The following is an 18,753-nucleotide window of genomic DNA, read 5'->3' on the forward strand; positions in this document are numbered from 1 at the left end:
GATCAAAAAGCATCCGCCGCAGCGGTCTAAGCTACCAGCAGCGGCCAAGGACAAGGAGAACGCCATGCCAGCCCACCTGATCATCGAAGACGGCCAGCCCTGGTGGTGGGACAGCGCCGATATCTGGGTGGTGCCGGGCAATGATCCGAATGGCCCGCCCGGCGCCCCCATCGCCGGCACCAGCAATTACCTGTGGGGCCGCGTGCACAACACGGGCAACAGCGCCTCGAACGGCGTGCGCGTGGACTTTTACTGGGCCGACCCTTCCGGCCAGATCGCCGTCGGCGCCGCCACGCAGATCGGCTCCGCGTTTGCCGACTTGCCGCCGGGCGCCACGCAGGAAGTGCTGTGCCTGGTTCCCTGGGTCCCCGTCATCGTCAATGGCGGCCACGAATGCCTGCTGGCCGTGGCCCACGGCGCGGGCGACATCAACCCGCTGCCCGATCCCCTGCCCAACGGTTTTCCCTTCCAGCCCACCTTGCACGAGCAGATCGCCCAGCGCAATGTCACCGTGGTGCTGGCGGCAAGGCGCGCGCAATCGCTGGCCATCGCGGTGGCGGCCCTGCCCCGCGCAACGAAAAAAGTGGAATTGCAGATTGAGCAGGGCGGCGAGCTGCCGGAACACCTGCTGGCCACCCTGGGACTCGAGCGCTGGCAGCCGGCCAGGGACGCCCGCCTGATAGCGGGCCTGGCGCGCACGCCCCACTGCAATGGCGATGCGCCCGGCGAGCAAAAGCTGGCGCTGGAAGTGCCGCGCGGGCAGGCGCAGGCCGTGTACCTGAGCGTGCGCGCCGAAGCCTTGCCGCCGCGCCAGTATGCGCTGCTGCGCGTACTCGAAACCCAGGAAGGCAAGCTCATGGGCGGCATCACGTATATCGTCACCGATCTCGAGAAAGAGCAAGCGCAAGACCAGCAAAGCCCCGAGGAGCAAGCATCATGAGCGATACCCCCCTGCAGGTGCTGACGCGGCCGTTCGCGATCGAGCCCGTCACCAACATCATGCTGCCCGATGGCATCTTCGACAATGCCATCTATGGCTTGCGCATCGCCGCCCACGTCACCAATATGTCCAGCAGCGCCCTGAACAATGTCACCGTGTACCTGGAAAGCGTGGGCGACCCCGGCATCGTGCCCGTGGCGCGCACCTTCTTCTTTGCCAGCATTCCCGCCGGCGCGGCCATGCTGGTGATGTGGGATGCCGACTTCCAGCATGCCGCGCCCGGCAAGCGCCTGGTCAGCTTTGTCGCCAAGGCGGACGGCTACACGCCGCACCGCTCGATCCAGCAAATCTTCGTCTCGCAGACGCGCTTCGACAGCGCCACCAACACGTACACGTGCACGGTCGAGGAAGGCACACTGGAACTGTCCAAGCCGCAAGGCCATTTGCCCGGCAAGCGCTGGGGCAGCACGGGCGGCGACGGGAAAGACTGCCGCTGCCCGCCCGGCCTGGGGCCCATCGTGCCGACCGGCATGACCCTCGTCTGGACGCCGAACCCCGCCTATGCGGGCACGCATGGCGAGCTGCCGTTTTCCGACCCGTGGTGGAAGATACTCGCCATCATCATCGCCATCATCGCCGCGCTGGTGGCCATCATTTCGGCCGCGCTCGGTTCCGGCAAGGCCAGCTTCAGCGTGGGCGGTCCGTTCGAGGAAACCGATCCCAGCGTCGACTGCTGCTCGCTGGAAGGCGCCGGCGCGGGCCAGCCCGAATTCACGGTGGCGGGCGTGGCCTCGGCCATCGCCTCGGGCGCCATCGCCGTCGCCTGCTCCGATATCGCGGACCCGTTCTGGCGTGGCCAGGAAGCAACACCGCCAGCCGCCGGCGAACTGACACTGGCCGAGCGCGTGGTGGCGAAATGGGTGCTGCCGGAAGCGCCGAATGCGGGCCTGCCCTACACGGCCGACATCAGCTGGCAGTACGAGCGCTTCACCACGGGCGCCACCTACCAGCATGCCGTGAACGAAACGCAGGTCAACATCCACTTGGCGGGGCCCGTGGAAACAGATACGCCCGCCGTCGTGCAAGCCTACGAACCGCTGTGGCTGCGCGCCAGCTTCAAGCGCGACAATGGCAATGTCTTCCGCGGTACAGAGCTGTATGCCTTCGTGCTGTTCCAGGCGCCGCAGGGACTGTATTTCGTCGAATCGCTGACCGATGACGGCCTGGGCTTCGATCCGGGCGCCAACGATGGCGTCTACGCAGGCAGCCTGGACTTGAAGCGCGCTTACCGCACCTTGTTGCAATATGATCAAAAGGTCTACGGCACCTGGCGCGTCTTCGTTTTCGCCCAGGACGTCAACCTGACCAAGCCCGGCACGCCGCCCGAAATCGCCGCCCAGCACATCGGCGGCATGTTCGTCGCCAGCGCCATCGAAATCACCTTCGACGACACCCTGCCCTGCCCGCTCAAGGCGCAGGCGAATATCGTGGTGGTGTAGTGATAAGCGAGGTCAGGCGTAGGTCGCGCAGGTCGGATTAGCGCCAGCGGCGCCATTGGATACTCATGCGCGCAGACCAGGAGCCGCTGAGAAAATGCGCAGGGCCAGGCGCCGCCCCGAAGACAGTACTTCAGTACAGCGAGGTAAATGCAGGGCAGGCAACAACACCGAGGGCGTTGTATCCGCCGCTCTTAAACTTTAACGCTTTCAGGTTTCGCTATCACCGTGCGCGGAATGATATCCGTTGCCGGGCAAGTCTCCATCGCATCCGAATACGCGAGCCAGCGCTGCAGGCTTTCCATTCGGCGGATGGTGATGCCCTTGCCATTGATATAACCGATCTGCTCGAAATTGGCAGGGCTGGTGGTCAGTTTCGACACGGTGGGCGCATTGTCGACCAGGCGGTCGTAGGCCTTGCGCGCCTTGTGTTCCCACTTGGCCAGCACGGGATCGTCAAAGCGGTTGCTTTCAAAATACACGGTGATGGTACGGTCGTGGTTGGCAAAGCCGACGATGGCCGCACCCTTGCGTATGGTCAACAGGACATCTTCCTTGACGCCCGTGACGGGAACGAAGACGGCGGCGCGCCCATCCGTATCCGGCCGCTCCATGGGAATATCTTGTCCGATTATGCTCATCACTTCACACTCTTCATCATCGCCTGTTGGCTTGTTGTCCCTGCATCACTGGAAGCGAGCCGCCGTGCGCATGCGTTTGCCGCTGCGCCGGGCCACTCCCAGGCTCGCTGCCATGCCCTGCAATACCATTTATCAAATAATACATTGCCGGAAAGCACTACACAAGTAATCAGGGGCGCGGCAGCCGCCTGCCCTCCGCCGGATGGGGAATGGTGTGGCCAGTGGCAATCACCTTATAATGCTGCGATTACTTCACGTCCCCCACCTCCGCACCATGACGCTTCCCGAGAATGACACCAGCCGGCTCGACGCCATCAGCGCCGCCGCCACCGAAGTGGCCGCGCAAAACGTGGCCGACCTGCTGGCCATGGCCATCTGCCACCGCCCCGACGAACCGGCCCTGATCGTCTGCGACAAGCGCAGCTGGCTCAATGTCGTGCTGACGGAAGCGTATCGCCAGGCCTTGCCGGACGCCGCCTTCATCGATTTCGACGACGTCACGCCCGACGCCGTGCTGGCCGCGTTTGCCGAACTGCCTTCCGGCAGCCTCGTCGTGCTGATCCAGTCGACCAGCTTCCGCCTGGAAGCGTTCCGCATCCGCATCGAGCTGTTCAAGCGGGGGCTGAAGGTCATCGAACACGTGCACCTGTCGCGCATGCCCGGCGTGCAGGGCTTGCATTACATCGCCTCGCTGGCCTACGACCCCGCCTATTACCGCGGCGTGGGCCATGCGCTGAAGGCGCGCATCGACGGCGCCCGCCACGGCATGGTCGACAGCGGCGGCGAGCAGCTGGTCTTCGCTTCCCCGTTCGAATCGGCAAAGCTCAATATCGGCGACTACAGCGGCATGAACAATATCGGCGGCCAGTTCCCCCTGGGCGAAGTGTTTACGGAAGCGCAGGACCTGGAAGCCGTCAATGGCCGCGTGCGCATCTTTGTTTTCGGCGACACGCACTTTATGGTCAACCGCCCCGACACGCCGATCACCCTGATCATCGAAAAGGGGCGCGTGACGGGCACGGAGAACGCCACGCCGGAATTTACCGCCATGCTGGAAATCATCCGCGCGCACGAAGGCGAAGTATGGGTGCGCGAACTGGGCTTCGGCATGAACCGCGCCTTTTCGCGCGAACAGCTGGTCAACGACATCGGCACGTATGAGCGCATGTGCGGCATCCATCTGTCGCTGGGCGCCAAGCACGGCGTCTACGCCAAGCCGCAATTCAAGCGCAAGGATGCGCGCTATCACGTCGATATCTTCGCCGTCACGCAAGCCGTTTATCTGGACGACGAGCGCGTGTACGCGGATGGCGCGTGGACGGTGGAACCCGTCGCACTCAATTGAGCCTCAATTGAACCTTGGCTGAACCTCAGCTGAGAAATCCGGCAGCTGCCAGCTCGCGGTCCCACGGCGGCACGGGCTGGTATTCGGCCACCAGGAAATCGATCAGCGCGCGTACCTTGGGCGAGGGCTGGCGGCTGGCAGGATACAGGGCGCTCAAGTGATTCAGGGGCAGCTCCCAGCCGGGCAGCACGGGTACCAGGCTGCCATCGAGCAGGTTGCGCCAGGCGAGGAACGTGGTGCTGTAGACGATGCCGAGTCCCCGCTGCGCCGCCTGGTGCAGCACCAGGCCATTGTTCGCCGTAAAACCCGCCTGCACGCGCACACTCACCGCTTCTTGCCGGTCTCCCTCGCCGCGCTGGAAATGCCAGTTCGTGCCATCCGTCAGGTGGCTGAAATGCAGGCACTGGTGCTTCAATAGCTCTTGCGGCGTCTGCGGCACGCCCCATTGCGCCAGGTAGGCGGGACTGGCGCACAGCACGGCGCGGCACGGCGCCAGCGGACGCATGGCCAGAGCGCTGCTGTCCGGGATGCCGCCCACGCGTATCGTCAAGTCAAAACCGTGGCGTATCGGGTCGAGCAGGGCATCGTCGACAAACAATTCGGCCTGCACCTGGGGGTGCAGCAAACTGAAACGGGCGACGGCGTCGGCCAGCCACGCGCTGCCGAAACTCGATGGCGCCTGGATGCGCAGCGGCCCGGCCAGCTCCGCCCCGGCTCCCGCCTGCGCCACGTGCGCCACCATGCGCGCCGCTTCCTGCGCCTGGCTGACGGTGGCCATGCACGGTGCCAGGTAGGCGCGGCCCGCGTCCGTCAGGCTCACTTCGCGCGTGGAGCGGTGCAGCAGGCGCGCATGCAGGCGTTCTTCCAGCTGCATGATGGTCTTGCTGACCATGGCGCGCGTCAGTCCCAGGCGCTGCCCGGCCACCGTAAAGCTGCGCTGGCGCGCCACTTCGACAAAGATTTCCATCGCTTTTAGTTGATCCATGTCAAAGATTGTCTTCGCTTTGGCGACAATCTGTCAACCGCAGGGCGATTGTTTGCCGCCCTCGCCCATCCTACAATGGCGCTTTCCATTGACCTCCGGAGCCGCCGCCATGCTAACGATCGAACAACAAGAACAATACCAACGCGACGGCTACATCATCCTGTCCGATTTCAAGGGCGCCGATGAAATCGCCGCCTTGCGCGCGCGCGCCGAGCAGATTGTCAACGAATTCGATCCCAGCGTCAGCCAGTCCATCTTCACCACGCGCGACCAGGCGAAGAACACCAACGATTATTTTCTCGCTTCCGACAACACCATCCGCTGCTTCTTCGAGGAAGAGGCGTTCGGCGCGGACGGCCAGCTGAAGCAGGCCAAGTCCCTGTCGATCAACAAGATCGGCCACGCCATGCATGACCTGGACCCCGTCTTCCGCAGCTTTTCGGCCGACCCGAAACTGGCCGCAGTGGCGCGCGACCTGGGCCTGGCGGATGCGCAGGTGTGGCAATCGATGTACATCTTCAAGCAGCCCGGCATCGGCGGCGAAGTGCGCTGGCACCAGGACGCCACGTATTTCGAGACCACGCCGATCAGCGTGACCACGTTCTGGTTTGCGCTGGAAGACGCCACCCTGGACAACGGCTGCCTGTGGGCGGAACCGGGCGGCCACCGCGGCCCGCTGCGCGAACGCTTCATCCGTAACGGCGACGCCGTGCGCGTGGAAAAACTCGACGCCACGCCATGGCCCGACGACAGCACGGCCGTGCCGTTGGAAGTCAAGGCCGGCGCCCTCGTCTGCTTCCATGGCTTGCTGCCCCATTACAGCGCGCCGAACCGCTCGCCCGTCTCGCGCCACGCCTACACCCTGCACGCCACCGACGGCCAGACGGAATACGCGGCCCACAACTGGATCCAGCGCGACGACGCCTTCCCCGTGCGGGGCTTCGTCTGATGCGCATCGACGTCTTTGCCGCCCACTGGGGCAATAATGACCTGCCGCCCGACGTCTTCATCGACAAGGTACTGGCGGCCGGCTTCGACGGCATCGAAATGTCGCTGCCGCTGGACGTCGCCCTGCGCGAAGAGTGGACGGAGCGCATCGCCAAGGCGGGACTGCAGCTGATCGCCGCGCAGTGGGAAACCGTGTTCCACAGCGACTTCGATCTGCACCGCGCCGCCTTGGCCGAACTGCTGGAGAACGCCTGTCTGGCGCGCCCCGTGCTGGTCAACACCCACACGGGCAAGGATTTCTATACGCCGGCGCAGAATGCACAGCTGCTCGACCTGGCCGCCGCCATCTCGGAAAAGCACGGCGTGCCCATCGTGCACGAAATCCACCGCAGCCGCTTTTCCGGCCATCCGATGCTGCTGCTGCCGTATCTGCAGCAGTATCCCGAGCTGCCCTTGACGGCCGACCTGTCGCACTGGTGCTGCGCCTGCGAATCGCTGCTGGAAGACCAGCCGCAGACCCTGGCGCAGGTGCTGCCGCTGGTGCGCCACGTGCATGCGCGCGTGGGCCATGCGCAAGGGCCGCAGGTCGCCGACTTCCGCGCACCGGAAGCGAAACCGGCACTCGACGCCCACCTGGCCTGGTGGGATGCCATCGTCGCCCTGCGCCGCGCGGCCGGAGCCGAGCGCATGACGTTCACGCCGGAATTCGGCCCCGCGCCGTACACGCAAACGCTGCCCTGGACGCAGCAGCCCGTGAGCGACGCGTGGGAACAGAACGTCGCCATGCTCGATCTGCTGCGCACGCGCTACGCCGGCTAAGCTTATGCGCCCCGGTGCCGGATCGCCAGGTCCGGCGCCGCGCATTGCAATTAGGTAGTGCGCTATATATACTGTGCCCATGGATACCACCACCGCCCCCAATCCCTTGCACCAGGTGCCGCGCCTGGACAGCCAGCTGTGCTTTGCGCTGTACTCGACCTCGCTTGCCATGAACAAGCTGTACCGCAAGCTCCTGCGCAAGCTCGGTCTCACCTATTCGCAATACCTGGTGATGATGGTGTTGTGGGAACGCGACGGCCTGACGGTGTCGGAAGTGGGCGAGCGCCTGTTCCTCGACTCGGCCACCCTGACGCCCCTGCTCAAGCGCATGGAGCAATCGGGCCTGTTGACGCGCACGCGCGCCGCCAGCGACGAGCGGCAAGTCATCATTTCCCTCACGGAACAGGGCGACCAGCTGCGCCATGAAGCAGCCTTGCTGCCGGAAGCCATCCTGACGGCCAGCCAGTGCAGCGTGGAACAGGTTGTGGACATGAAACAACAGCTGAACCAATTGCGCGACAGCCTGATGAAAAGTGAGTAAAGGCGCCGCTTTTCCGAGCAAAATCAGGTAAAGCATCCCCCTGACAGCGCCAGGCAAAAGCTGGCGTGAAATCCGCCTTTCTTTATTACAAATCGATACATGGATGGCCCCGCCCTGCGTATAGAATAGTTGCCACTATTTCCTTACAACAACATCAGGGTGAATATGCGCATCTCTTTCGGCTCCGTAGCCTCGTTGGCTCTGTGTTTTACCGTGTCGGCCTTCGCGGCCGAACCATTCGACGACAAGTTCCGCCAGCTCGAAGAGGTGCTGCCCACCCCGAATACCTACCGCACGGCCTCCGGCGCGCCGGGCCACGCCTACTGGCAGCAGCGCGCCGACTACACTATCCGCGCGACGCTGGACGAAGCCAGGCGCGAGATCGCCGGCAGCGGCACCATCACCTATCATAACCAGTCGCCCGACACCCTCGGCTACCTGTGGGTGCAGCTGGATCAGAATATCTACAAGCCCGATTCCGACGCGCGCCGCATGACCACGGCGCCCTCGCGCCAGGCGTGGGCCAAGACGACGGGCGAAGAGACCATGAAGTTCGAAGGCTTGCGCGGCATCCTCGCGCGCGGCGACTTCCAGGGCGGCTTCAATATCCGCCGCTTGACAGGCGCGGATGGCCAGCCCCTGAAGTACGTTATCAACCGCACCATGATGCGCATCGACTTGCCGCAGCCCCTGAAGCCGGGCCAGGATTTCGTCTTCCAGATCGACTGGGATTACCGCATCAACGAACAGAAGGTGCTGGGCGGGCGCGCCGGCTATGAAGTCTTCGACGACAAGAACGCCCTGTTCGAAGTGGCGCAGTGGTTCCCCCGCATGGCGGCCTATTACGATGCGGCCGGCTGGCAGCACAAGCAGTTCCTCGGCTCCGGCGAATTCACGCTGGAATTCGGCGACTACGACGTGCAGCTGACCGTTCCTGCCGACCATATCGTCGCCTCCACGGGAGAGCTGCAAAACCCGCAGGAAGTGCTGTCTTCCGCGCAGCGCGAGCGCCTGAAAAAGGCCCGCGGCAGCGACAAGCCCGTCGTCATCGTCACGCAGAAGGAAGCCGAAGCGGCCGAAAAAACAGTGAGCCGCGCGCAAAAGACGTGGCACTTCAAGGCGGCCAACGTGCGCGACTTCGCCTGGGCCTCGAGCCGCAAGTTCATCTGGGATGCGCAGGGATACAAGAAGGGCGGCAGCGATGTGATGGCCATGTCCTACTATCCGAAAGAGGGCAACCCCCTGTGGGAAAAGTACAGTACGCAAGCCATCGTGCACACGATTGAACAGTACAACAAGTACAGCATCGACTATCCGTATCCGACGGCCATCTCCGTAAACGGCCCCGTGGGCGGCATGGAGTATCCGATGATCTCGTTTAACGGCCCCCGTCCGGTGAAAGACAAGAAGACGGGCGAGCTGACCTACTCCAAGCGCACCAAGTATGGCCTGATCGGCGTGATCATCCACGAAGTGGGCCACAACTACTACCCGATGATCATCAACTCGGACGAGCGCCAGTGGACGTGGATGGACGAAGGCCTCAACACCTTCGTGCAATACCTGGCGCAGCAGGCGTGGGAAGAAAACTACCCGGCTTCGCGCGGCGAACCGCGCGAGATCGTCGACTACATGCGTAGCCGCGACCAGGTGCCCATCATGACCAATTCCGAGTCCCTGCTGCAGTTCGGTAACAACGCCTACGCCAAGCCGGCGGCTGGCCTGAACATCCTGCGCGAAACCATCCTCGGGCGCGAACTGTTCGACTACGCCTTCAAGGAATATGCGCAGCGCTGGAAGTTCAAGCGCCCCACGCCCGCCGACTTTTTCCGCACCATGGAAGACGCCTCCGGCACGGACCTGGACTGGTTCTGGCGCGGCTGGTTCTATACGACCGACCCGGTCGACATCAGCATCGACGGCATCAGCGAATATGGCGTGAGCTCGAAGGATCCGGCAACGGAAAAAGCCTGGAAGAAGGCGCAAAAGGACGCCCAGCCGGAATCCGTCACGAGCCGCGCCAACAAGGGCATGGCGCGCCGGGTCGAGGCGCATCCGGAGCTGAAGGATTTCTACAACCAGCACGACGATTTCACGGTGACCAACAAGGACCGCAACGCCTACGCCGAAGCGCTGGCCGCCCTGGAACCGTGGGAAAAGGACTTGCTGAAACAGGGCAAGCACCTGTACTTGGTCGACCTGTCGAACGTGGGCGGCATGGTCATGCCGCTGATCCTCGAAATCGAACTGAAAAGCGGCAAGAAGTACGTCGAGCGCGTGCCGGCCGAAGTGTGGCGCTACTCGCCGAAGAAAATCACCAAAGTCGTCATCACGGATGAACCGATGGTGGGCCTGGTGCAGGACCCGTACTGGGAAACGGCCGATATCGACACGAGCAACAACGCTTGGCCGCGAAAAATCACGCCGTCGCGCCTGGAACTGTTCAAGAGCGAGAAATCGCCCAAGGATAACCTGATGCGCGATTTTCATACGCCGCTGAAAGGCAAGAACGGCGGCTCGGCCAAGGGCGACGAGGCGTGAAGCGCTGGCGCCTGCTCGCTTGCGCCACGCTGGCCTGCGCCAGCATGGCGGCGGGCGCCCATAATTTTCATATGGGCATCGCCGATATCAGCTATAACGCGGCCAGCGGCAGCACCGAAGTGGTGCATACCTACACGGGCCACGACGTCGAGGCGCTGCTGACCAACCTGTACCAGCGCCAGTTCGACCTGGGCCAGGAAGACAGCGAAGCGGCGCTGCGCCGCTATGTCGAAAAACAGTTTTACCTCGTGGCGCCGGACGGCAAGCGCCTGCGCCTGAACTGGGTCGGCATGAAGGTCAATGCCGACAACGTGGTGATCTTCCAGGAGCTCGAACGCACGCGCCTGGCCCCCGCCACGCGCATCCACAACCAGTTGCTGATCGATTTCCTGCCCAGCCAGCGCAACACCCTCAACGTGCAGGACAGCGGCGCCATCCAGACGCTGATTTTCGACCGCCAGAACACGGAACTGCCGATCCGCTAAACACCGGCAAACTGCCGCCACACCCATACACCCATGACGCCACGCTCTCTGCCCCTCCTCCTCGCCGCCCTGTTTTTACCTGCCGCCGTCCACGCCGACGACATCTTCCAGCGCGTGCTGGTCGACGGTTCGCGCCTGAACCAGCTGGGCGTGGCCGATTCGGCCAACGCGGGCAGCGTCACGCAAAAGCAGCTCGATGCGCGCACCAGCTACCGGCCCGGCGAACTGCTCGAAGCCGTGCCGGGGCTGATCGTCAGCCAGCATAGCGGCGAGGGCAAGGCCAACCAGTTCTACCTGCGCGGCTTCAACCTCGATCACGGCACGGACTTGCGCACCACCGTCGACGAGATGCCCGTCAACCAGCGCAGCCATGGCCACGGACAGGGCTGGACGGACCTGAACTTCCTGATACCCGAACTGGCCATGCGCCTCGATTACAAAAAGGGGCCGTATTCGGCGGCGCAAGGCGACTTCTCCTCGGCGGGGGCGGCGTCCGTCGTGTATGCGAACCGCCTGACGCAGGGCGTCGCCAGCCTGGGACTCGGGCAAAACGGCTTTCGCCGCGCCCTGCTGGCCGATTCGCCCGATGCGGGCGACGGCAGCCTGCTGTACGCACTCGAAGCACAGCGTAACGATGGCCCGTTCACGCAGCCGGACCGCTACCGCAAGCTCAATGGCGTGCTGCGCTACAGCGAAGGCTATGCCAACAACGGCTTCAACGTCACGGCCATGGCGTATGACGCCAGCTGGAACGCCACCGACCAGATTCCGCTGCGCGCCGTAAAGGAAGGCACCCAGGGCCGCTTCGACGCCATCGATGCCAGCGACGGCGGCAAGGCGCAGCGCTACAGCCTGTCGGGCGCCTGGCGCCAGACGACGGACGACGTGTCGTCCAGGGTCAGCGCGTATGTGATCGCCAACCGCCTGGCCCTGTTCTCGAATTTTACGTATGCGATGGACGATCCCGACAACGGCGACCAGTTCGCCCAGCCCGACCGGCGCGTGACGTCCGGCCTCGACGCCAGCCATACCTGGCACCGCCACACGGACAGGGGCAGCAGCGACACCACCATCGGCGTGCAGCTGCAGAACGACAATATCCACAATGGCTTGTACAACACGCGGCAGCGGCAGATCCTGTCAACCACGCGGCAAGACCACATCGTCGAGTCGAGCATCGGCGTGTATGGCGAAAACAGCACGCGCTGGTCGCGCTGGCTGCGCACCGTGGCCGGCCTGCGCGCGGACGCCTACCGCTTCGACGTACGCAGCGACCGCGCCGCCAATTCAGGCACGGCCAGCGACCATTTGTTCAGTCCCAGCCTGAGCGTGATCGCGGGACCGTGGCGCGATACGGAAGCGTATCTCAACATCGGCAATGGCTTTCACAGCAACGACGCGCGCGGCACGACGATCACCGTCGACCCGAAGACGGGCGAGGCGGCCGACAAGGTCACGCCCCTGGTGCGCTCGCGCGGGCTGGAACTGGGCTTGCGCAGCGCCGCCATCGCCGGCCTGCAAACCTCGCTGTCGCTGTACCGCCTGGACTTCGATTCCGAGCTGCTGTTCATCGGCGACGCGGGCGCCACCGAGGCGGGCCGCCCCAGCCGCCGCTACGGCATCGAGTTTTCCAGCTACTACAAGGCGGCCAGCTGGCTGTCGCTGGACCTGGACCTGGCATATGCACGGGCGCGCTCGCGCGGCAGCGACCCGGCGGGCGACTTCATCCCCGGCGCCATCGAAGGCGTGGCCCAGTTGGCCATGACGGTGACGCCGCCGGGGCCGTGGTCGGGTTCCTTGCGCCTGCGCTACTTCGGCCCGCGCCCGCTGATTGAAGACAACAGCGTGCGCTCCGCGGCCAGCGTGGGCTTGAACGGGCGCATCGCCTATCAGATCGACAAGACCTTGCGCGTGGAAGTCGAAGGCTACAACCTGGCCAACCGGCGCGACTCGGCCATCGACTATTACTATGCCTCGCGCCTGCCCGGCGAAGCGCAACCCGTCGACGATATCCACTTCCATCCGGTGGAATCGCGCTCGCTGCGCCTGACCCTGGTAAAGAATTTTTAACTCAACAAGAATAATTCCTATCGGACCTAACACAAGAGTTGCCGCGAAGTCGTAGAATGCCAGGCTGGATAAACTGAGACAGGCCGCATTGCGGCCGGCACCGCCATGAGCACTTCCGCACCGATCTTTACCGACCCTTCCCACGTCAAGGAAGCCTTGCGCGATGACGGCTATGCCGTCCTGCGCCCGCAGGACGTGGCCGCGCTGGCCGGCTGCCCGCTGGCCGCGCTGCGCGCGCTGGAAGGGAGCTGGAATACCCTCCCGCTGGACAATTACCTGAAGGATGGCGGCCGCTATCGCCGCCGGCGCCACTCGTGCTTCGTGCAGGATGGCGAGCGCCTGACGCAGACGGCGCACCGTCCGCACTGGCAACCGGTGGAATACAACGCCCTGCACGGCGGCATGCACCGCCTGTTCGAACCGGTCGAAGCGGCTATCGTTGCGCAAGCGGCCTGGCAGCAGCTGATCCGCGCGCTGGGCAACGCCTGCTCACAGGTCAAGGGCAGCCAGCCGTGGTTCATCGAGGCGCACCAGTTCCGCATCGATACGACCGATGGCATCGGCCGCCCCACGCCGGAAGGTGCGCACCGCGACGGCGTCGATTTCGTCGCCGTGCTGCTGATCGGGCGCGAACAGGTCAAGGGCGGCGAGACGCGCATCTTCGAGGCCAATGGCCCCAACGGCAAGCGCTTTACCCTGACCGAGCCGTGGTCGCTGCTGCTGCTCGACGATGCGTCTGTCATCCACGAATCGACGCCGATCCAGCCGGTCGGCGAACATGGCCACCGCGATACGCTCGTGCTGACCTATCGCGCAGGGCAGTTCCAGGGCGAAAACTGACAAGCGGCCACAGCATTCCCTGTGGCCAAAATAGTTACTTGGAAGTTACTTTTGCAGACCTAAATCCGATATAGTCATACGATGTCGATATTGCGCGCTCACCGCGCCCAGCATCACCACACTGAAATTCTAGGAGAGGTCTGTGGACTCCAACAACCAAATCAAGCCTGACGAAATCGAGATCCTGATCGTCGAGGATAGCCCGACCCAGGCGGAGCGCTTGCGCCGCCTGATCCAATCCCTGCACTATAACGCGCGCGTGGCGGCCAATGGCCAGCTGGCCCTGGCCGCCATCCGCGAGCGCAAGCCGCACCTGGTGCTGTCCGACATCGTCATGCCTGAAATGAATGGCTACGACCTGTGCCGCGCCATCAAGTCCGATCCGACCTTGCGCGACATTCCCGTGATCCTCGTCACCTCGCTCAACGATCCGAAGGACATCATCCGCGGCATCGAGTGCGGCGCGGACAATTTCATCCGCAAGCCCTACGCGGAAGACTACCTGCTCAACCGCATCAGCCACATGCTGATGAACCAGAAGCTGCGCAAGAACCAGAATGTGGAAATCGGCATCGCCCTGTACCTGGGCGACCAGAAGCATTTCATCAATGCGGAGCGCCAGCAAATCCTCGACCTGCTCATTTCCACGTATGAACAGGCGGTGCAGGTCAACGGCGAACTGCAGGCGCGCGAACGCCAGGTGATCGAGCTGAACATGCGCCTGGCGCACCATGCGGCCGAACTGGAAACCATCAACCGCGAAATCGCCCTGAAAAACCTGGAGCTGGCCGAGGCGAGCCGCATGAAGTCCGCCTTCATCGCGAACATGTCGCACGAATTGCGCACGCCGCTCAACGCCATCATCGGGTTTACGGGCGCGCTGCTGATGAAACTGCCCGGCCCCCTGACATCCGACCAGGACAAGCAGCTGAACACCATCCGCGCCAGCGCGCGTCATCTGCTCTCGCTGATCAACGACATCCTCGACGTGGCCAAGATCGAAGCGGGCAAGCTGACCCTGTCGATCGAACCCGTGCACTGCCAGGAACTGATGGCCGACGTGGCCGACACCCTGCGCCCCCTGGCCCAGCAAAAGGGCCTGGCGCTGGAAATGGCGCTGGGAGAAGAAGGCCAGCCGCCCGCCATCATCGACACGGACCGCCGCGCATTGACACAAATCCTCATCAACTTGCTCAACAACGCCATCAAGTTCACGGAACAGGGCACGGTGCGCATCAGCCTTGCCCAGCGCGACGAGGACGGCGTGCTGGTGACGGAAATGAGCATCGCCGACAGCGGCGCCGGCATCAAGGAAGAAGACCAGGCCAAGCTGTTCCAGGCCTTCTCGCAGCTCGATTCCACCTCCACGCGCCACGTGGAAGGCGCGGGACTGGGCCTGTACCTGTGCCAGAACCTGGCCAACGCCATCGGCGGCGCCCTGTTTTTCAACAGCGACTACGGCTCCGGCAGCACGTTTACACTGGCCCTGCGCAGCAAGGCCTGAGTTCCTGTGCGCCGCAGCATGAAATTTTGATTTCTTGCTATCCAGGACAGACCGATACAGTAGTTCTACGGTATTGCACCGCACCATTTTCAGCGCTATAGTAGAACTGTCTCCTCCAATTCGTTCTCCGAACATTGGATTACGCCCGCGAATACAACCGCGGGCTTTTTTTTGCCTGCGTTTTCCCTCATCTTCACCTTTCCTTAACTAAATCAAACGATTTAGTTATATCAATCGTTTGAGATATGTGATTAAATCTCCGGCATGATTGAAAAAAACGCCATCCCCACTTCCCACACCGACGAAGGGCGCAAGCCCCGTTCCGACGGCGAACAGTCGCGCGAGCGCCTGCTGCATAGCGCCATCCGCCTGTTTGCCGAGCAGGGCTACGCCAAGACGTCCACGCGCGAACTGGCGCAGGCGGCCGGCACGAACGCCGCAGCCATCAGCTACTATTTTGGCGACAAGGCGGGCCTGTACCGCGCCGCCTTCGCCCAGCAGTCGGCCAACCCGCAAGACAATATCGCCCTGTACGAACAACCGCATTTCACCTTGCGCCAAAGCCTGGAAGGCTTTTATGCGCAGCTGCTCGCCCCCATGCAGCAAGGCGAGATCGCGCGCGACTGCATGCGCCTGTGGTGCCGCGAGATGCTCGAACCGACGGGCCTGTGGGCGCGCGAAATCGACCAGAATATCCGCCCCGAACACGAGGCGCTCACGCGCGTGCTGGCGCGCCACCTGGGCGCACCCGACGACAGCGACGACATGCACCGCCTGGCCTTTTCCATCGCTTCGCTGGCCCTGCAGCACATGGTGGGCGCCGAGGTGCTGCAAACCTTGCGCCCGCAACTACTGGAATCGCCGCAGGCCATCGACACCTGGCTGGCACGCATGACCGATTACGCGCTGGCCATGGCCGACGTGGAGCGCCAGCGCCTGACCATTCCTCCCTCTCCCCCTACCGCTCAACGACAAGCAGAAGGACCAGCATGACGACTATTCGATGCACCGTTCAACGTGTCCTGGCCGCCAGCATCGTACTGGCGCTGGGCGGTTGCGCCCTGCAGGGGCCGCCCGCAGCGGTGGCCGCCAGCGCACCCGTGCAGTGGCAGGCGCCACTGCCGCATAACGGCAAGCTGACGGACCTGGCCAGCTGGTGGCAGGGCCAGGGTGACAGCCTGCTGGTGGAATTGATCACCGACGCGCAGCAGGTCAGCCCCACCATCGCCGCCGCCCGCACGCGCATCGTGCAGGCGCGCGCGGACAGAGTCGCCAGCGGCGCCGCGCTGGCGCCCACGCTCGATGCGACGGGCAGCGTGGTGCGCACCAGCCAGCAATCGGCGCAGCCCGGCGGCACCACCTCGCAGGCCGCGCTGCAGGCGTCGTGGGAAATCGACGTCTTCGGCGCCAACCGCGCCACGCGCGATGCGGCGCAGGAGCGCTACGACAGCGCGCGCGCGGGCTGGCATGAGGCCCGCGTCTCGGTGGCCGCCGAAGTGGCAAACCAGTACTACGCCCTGCGCACCTGCCAGCAATTGCAGGCAGTGTCCGAACAGGATGCCGTCTCGCGCCGCGACTCGGCACGCCTGACGGAGCTGAGCGCCGGCGCCGGCTTCCAGCCGCCCGCCAACGCCGCCCTGGCCCGCGCCAGCGCCGCCGAAGGCGCCAGCCGCGCCATCGAACAGCGCGCCGCCTGTGACGTGAATGTCAAGGCGCTGGTGGCCCTGTCGGCCATACCGGAAGCGTCGCTGCGCGAGAAGCTGGCGGCCAGCCCGGCCATCCTGCCCTCGCCCGTGGCGATTGCGGAGCTGCCGGCGCAAACCCTGGGCCAACGTCCCGACATCTACAGCGCCGAACGCGAAGTGGCGGCCGCCAGCTTTGAAGTGCGCGGCGCGCAAGCGCAGCGCTACCCGCGCCTGAGCCTTTCCGGCTCCATCGGCAAGGGCAATATCCGCGCCGGCGGCACCAGCATCACGGCCAGCACCTGGAGCATCGGCCCGCTGGCCGTCAGCCTGCCCATTTTCGACAGCGGCACCCGCCGCGCCCAGGTCGATGCGGCCACGGCGCGCTACGACGAAGCCGTGGTGAAGTACCGTGCCGGCGTGCGCCAGGCCGTGCGCGAAGTGGAAGAAGCACTGGTCAACCTGGCCAGCACGGACGCGCGCAGCGGCCACGCGAAAACGGCGCTGGAAGGCTACCGCGTGTCGTTTGTCGCCACCGAGGACCGCTACAAGAATGGCCTGGCCAGCCTGATCGAACTGGAAGACGCGCGCCGCACGCGCCTGGCCGCCGAAAACACCGTGGTCAACCTGGAGCGCGAACGCAGCGCCGCCTGGGTAGCGCTGTACCGCGCCGCCGGCGGCGGCTGGAACAGCAGCAGCGCCATCGCCAACAACGCCCCCTGACGGATACGACAACATGAAAAAAATGACCTTGAAACCGATGACGCTCGCGCTGGCCGCCCTCTTTATGGTGCTGGGCGCCGGTGTTGCCCTGTACTCCCCTTCCTCCACGGCGGCCGACGACGCCAAGGATAAGAACACGGCGCAAAAACCGGCGCTCACCGTCACCACGGCCAAGCCGCAAACGGCCAGCCTGCCCATCAAGCTGAAGGCCAACGGCAACGTGGCCGCCTGGCAGGAAGCCGTCATCGGCAGCGAATCGAACGGCTTGCGCCTGACGGATGTGCGCGTGAATGTCGGCGATGTGGTGCGCGCCGGCCAGGTGCTGGCCGTGTTCTCGAACGACACGGTCAATGCCGACGTGGCGCAGGCGAAGGCCGCCGTGCTGGAAGCGGAAGCGAATGCTGCGGAAGCCGCCGCCAACGCGCAGCGCGCCCGTTCGCTGCAAAGCACGGGCGCCATCAGCGCACAGCAAATCAGCCAGTACCTGACGGCCGAACAGACGGCCAACGCGCGCATCGCGTCCGCCAAGGCGCAGTTGGCGGCGCAGCAGCTGCGCCTGAAATACACGCAGGTGGTGGCGCCCGACAGCGGCATCATTTCCTCGCGCTCGGCCACCGTCGGCTCGGTCGTAGGCGCCGGCACGGAACTGTTCCGCATGATCCGCCAGGGCCGCCTCGAATGGCGCGCCGAAGTGACGGCCACCGAGCTGCTGAACCTGAAAGCGGGCACCCTGGCGCAAGTCAAGGCTGCCAATGGCAGCGTCCTGACGGGCAAGGTGCGCATGATCGCCCCTACCGTCGACCCGCAGACGCGTTCCGCCCTCGTGTACGTGGACCTGCCGGCCAGCGCCGGCAACAATGCACCGTTCAAGGCCGGCATGTACGCCAGCGGCGAATTCGAACTGGGTAACTCGGGCGCGCTGACGGTGCCGCAACAGGCGATCGCCGTGCGCGATGGCTTCAGTTATGTCTTCCGCCTGAATGCCGACCAGCGGGTCAGCCAGATCAAGGTGCAGGCCGGACGGCGCCTGAGCGACCGCATCGAGATTTTAGGCGGCATCACGGCCGACACCACCATCGTCGTCAGCGGCGCAGGCTTCCTCAATGACGGCGACCTGGTGCGGAATGTTCAAAACCCGGTGGCAACCCCGGTCGCAGCAGCTGCCAAGCCGGCCGCAGCGAAAAAGTAAGGAA

At 64.3% G+C, this 18,753-nt stretch carries 16 protein-coding genes; 14 read left to right on the forward strand and 2 right to left on the reverse strand.

Annotated elements, in window-relative coordinates; all coding sequences use genetic code 11:
* The first annotated feature begins 64 nt into the window (after window positions 1–64).
* Both O3300_RS11940 and O3300_RS11945 read left to right on the forward strand, forming a co-directional pair.
* The gene (locus O3300_RS11940) at window positions 65–940 is read left to right on the forward strand and encodes a hypothetical protein (protein ID WP_305053014.1); all 876 of its coding nucleotides are present in this window, start codon (window positions 65–67) and stop codon (window positions 938–940) included.
* Window positions 937–2,439: a hypothetical protein gene (locus O3300_RS11945; protein WP_305053015.1), complete on the forward strand. Its 1,503-nt coding sequence runs from the start codon at window positions 937–939 to the stop codon at window positions 2,437–2,439. Before O3300_RS11940 ends, O3300_RS11945 begins: the two co-directional genes overlap by 4 nt.
* A 191-nt stretch (window positions 2,440–2,630) precedes the next feature.
* On the opposite strand, the gene O3300_RS11950 is transcribed toward O3300_RS11945, so the two are convergent.
* Window positions 2,631–3,050 carry a hypothetical protein gene (locus tag O3300_RS11950; RefSeq protein WP_077408133.1) on the reverse strand — a complete coding sequence of 140 codons (420 nt, stop codon included), beginning with the start codon at window positions 3,048–3,050 and terminating at the stop codon, window positions 2,631–2,633.
* A gap of 301 nt (window positions 3,051–3,351) precedes the next feature.
* Here O3300_RS11950 and O3300_RS11955 point away from each other — a divergent pair, with 301 nt between their 5' ends.
* A complete protein-coding gene (locus tag O3300_RS11955) occupies window positions 3,352–4,422 on the forward strand; it encodes a hypothetical protein (protein WP_251350601.1) in 1,071 nt (356 codons plus the stop codon).
* A 25-nt stretch (window positions 4,423–4,447) separates the two neighbouring features.
* Here the strand turns inward: O3300_RS11955 and O3300_RS11960 are convergent, their stop codons facing one another.
* A complete protein-coding gene (locus O3300_RS11960; protein ID WP_305053016.1) occupies window positions 4,448–5,407 on the reverse strand; it encodes a LysR family transcriptional regulator in 960 nt (319 codons plus the stop codon).
* A 109-nt stretch (window positions 5,408–5,516) separates the two neighbouring features.
* On the opposite strand from O3300_RS11960, the gene O3300_RS11965 reads away from it, so the two are divergent.
* The 11 genes from O3300_RS11965 to O3300_RS12015 all read left to right on the forward strand — a co-directional run bounded on the left by O3300_RS11965 (window position 5,517) and on the right by O3300_RS12015 (window position 18,749).
* Window positions 5,517–6,356, forward strand: a complete 840-nt coding sequence (locus tag O3300_RS11965) for a phytanoyl-CoA dioxygenase family protein (protein ID WP_305053017.1) — start codon at window positions 5,517–5,519, stop codon at window positions 6,354–6,356.
* The gene (locus O3300_RS11970; RefSeq protein ID WP_305053018.1) at window positions 6,356–7,174 is read left to right on the forward strand and encodes a sugar phosphate isomerase/epimerase; all 819 of its coding nucleotides are present in this window, start codon (window positions 6,356–6,358) and stop codon (window positions 7,172–7,174) included. Before O3300_RS11965 ends, O3300_RS11970 begins: the two co-directional genes overlap by 1 nt.
* A 79-nt stretch (window positions 7,175–7,253) precedes the next feature.
* Complete coding sequence (locus O3300_RS11975; RefSeq protein ID WP_099666727.1) at window positions 7,254–7,715, forward strand: MarR family winged helix-turn-helix transcriptional regulator; 462 nt, start codon at window positions 7,254–7,256, stop codon at window positions 7,713–7,715.
* 165 nt (window positions 7,716–7,880) lie between these two features.
* Window positions 7,881–10,256 (forward strand): M1 family metallopeptidase, encoded by a 2,376-nt coding sequence (locus O3300_RS11980; protein WP_305053019.1) that lies wholly within the window; start codon window positions 7,881–7,883, stop codon window positions 10,254–10,256.
* Window positions 10,253–10,741, forward strand: coding sequence for a DUF6702 family protein (locus O3300_RS11985; protein ID WP_289903766.1), 489 nt, complete (start codon window positions 10,253–10,255; stop codon window positions 10,739–10,741). Before O3300_RS11980 ends, O3300_RS11985 begins: the two co-directional genes overlap by 4 nt.
* A gap of 33 nt (window positions 10,742–10,774) precedes the next feature.
* Complete coding sequence (locus O3300_RS11990) at window positions 10,775–12,811, forward strand: TonB-dependent receptor (RefSeq protein WP_305053020.1); 2,037 nt, start codon at window positions 10,775–10,777, stop codon at window positions 12,809–12,811.
* A gap of 105 nt (window positions 12,812–12,916) precedes the next feature.
* Window positions 12,917–13,651 carry a 2OG-Fe dioxygenase family protein gene (locus tag O3300_RS11995; protein ID WP_099666723.1) on the forward strand — a complete coding sequence of 245 codons (735 nt, stop codon included), beginning with the start codon at window positions 12,917–12,919 and terminating at the stop codon, window positions 13,649–13,651.
* A 142-nt stretch (window positions 13,652–13,793) separates the two neighbouring features.
* Window positions 13,794–15,155 carry a hybrid sensor histidine kinase/response regulator gene (locus tag O3300_RS12000; RefSeq protein ID WP_099666722.1) on the forward strand — a complete coding sequence of 454 codons (1,362 nt, stop codon included), beginning with the start codon at window positions 13,794–13,796 and terminating at the stop codon, window positions 15,153–15,155.
* A gap of 264 nt (window positions 15,156–15,419) precedes the next feature.
* Window positions 15,420–16,148, forward strand: a complete 729-nt coding sequence (locus O3300_RS12005; protein WP_305053021.1) for a CerR family C-terminal domain-containing protein — start codon at window positions 15,420–15,422, stop codon at window positions 16,146–16,148.
* On the forward strand, window positions 16,145–17,560 hold the full coding sequence (locus tag O3300_RS12010; RefSeq protein WP_305053022.1) for an efflux transporter outer membrane subunit: 1,416 nt from the start codon (window positions 16,145–16,147) through the stop codon (window positions 17,558–17,560). The genes O3300_RS12005 and O3300_RS12010 overlap by 4 nt, the downstream gene beginning before the upstream one ends.
* 13 nt (window positions 17,561–17,573) lie before the next feature.
* Complete coding sequence (locus O3300_RS12015) at window positions 17,574–18,749, forward strand: efflux RND transporter periplasmic adaptor subunit (RefSeq protein WP_305053023.1); 1,176 nt, start codon at window positions 17,574–17,576, stop codon at window positions 18,747–18,749.
* Window positions 18,750–18,753: the final 4 nt, after the last annotated feature.

The sequence above is a fragment of the Janthinobacterium sp. SUN206 genome, assembly GCF_030587305.1.
GTDB lineage: Bacteria > Pseudomonadota > Gammaproteobacteria > Burkholderiales > Burkholderiaceae_D > Janthinobacterium > Janthinobacterium kumbetense.

Bases quoted from the DNA above. Each gene is read 5' to 3' on its own strand.
- O3300_RS11995 (WP_099666723.1), top strand. From the start codon at position 12,917: ATGAGCACTTCCGCACCGATCTTTACCGACCCTTCCCACGTCAAGGAA.
- O3300_RS11975 (WP_099666727.1), top strand. From the start codon at position 7,254: ATGGATACCACCACCGCCCCCAATCCCTTGCACCAGGTGCCGCGCCTG.
- O3300_RS11960 (WP_305053016.1), bottom strand. From the start codon at position 5,407: ATGGATCAACTAAAAGCGATGGAAATCTTTGTCGAAGTGGCGCGCCAG.
- O3300_RS11970 (WP_305053018.1), top strand. From the start codon at position 6,356: ATGCGCATCGACGTCTTTGCCGCCCACTGGGGCAATAATGACCTGCCG.
- O3300_RS11950 (WP_077408133.1), bottom strand. From the start codon at position 3,050: ATGGAGCGGCCGGATACGGATGGGCGCGCCGCCGTCTTCGTTCCCGTC.
- O3300_RS11955 (WP_251350601.1), top strand. From the start codon at position 3,352: ATGACGCTTCCCGAGAATGACACCAGCCGGCTCGACGCCATCAGCGCC.
- O3300_RS11980 (WP_305053019.1), top strand. From the start codon at position 7,881: ATGCGCATCTCTTTCGGCTCCGTAGCCTCGTTGGCTCTGTGTTTTACC.
- O3300_RS11940 (WP_305053014.1), top strand. From the start codon at position 65: ATGCCAGCCCACCTGATCATCGAAGACGGCCAGCCCTGGTGGTGGGAC.
- O3300_RS12015 (WP_305053023.1), top strand. From the start codon at position 17,574: ATGAAAAAAATGACCTTGAAACCGATGACGCTCGCGCTGGCCGCCCTC.
- O3300_RS11990 (WP_305053020.1), top strand. From the start codon at position 10,775: ATGACGCCACGCTCTCTGCCCCTCCTCCTCGCCGCCCTGTTTTTACCT.
- O3300_RS12005 (WP_305053021.1), top strand. From the start codon at position 15,420: ATGATTGAAAAAAACGCCATCCCCACTTCCCACACCGACGAAGGGCGC.
- O3300_RS11945 (WP_305053015.1), top strand. From the start codon at position 937: ATGAGCGATACCCCCCTGCAGGTGCTGACGCGGCCGTTCGCGATCGAG.
- O3300_RS12010 (WP_305053022.1), top strand. From the start codon at position 16,145: ATGACGACTATTCGATGCACCGTTCAACGTGTCCTGGCCGCCAGCATC.
- O3300_RS11965 (WP_305053017.1), top strand. From the start codon at position 5,517: ATGCTAACGATCGAACAACAAGAACAATACCAACGCGACGGCTACATC.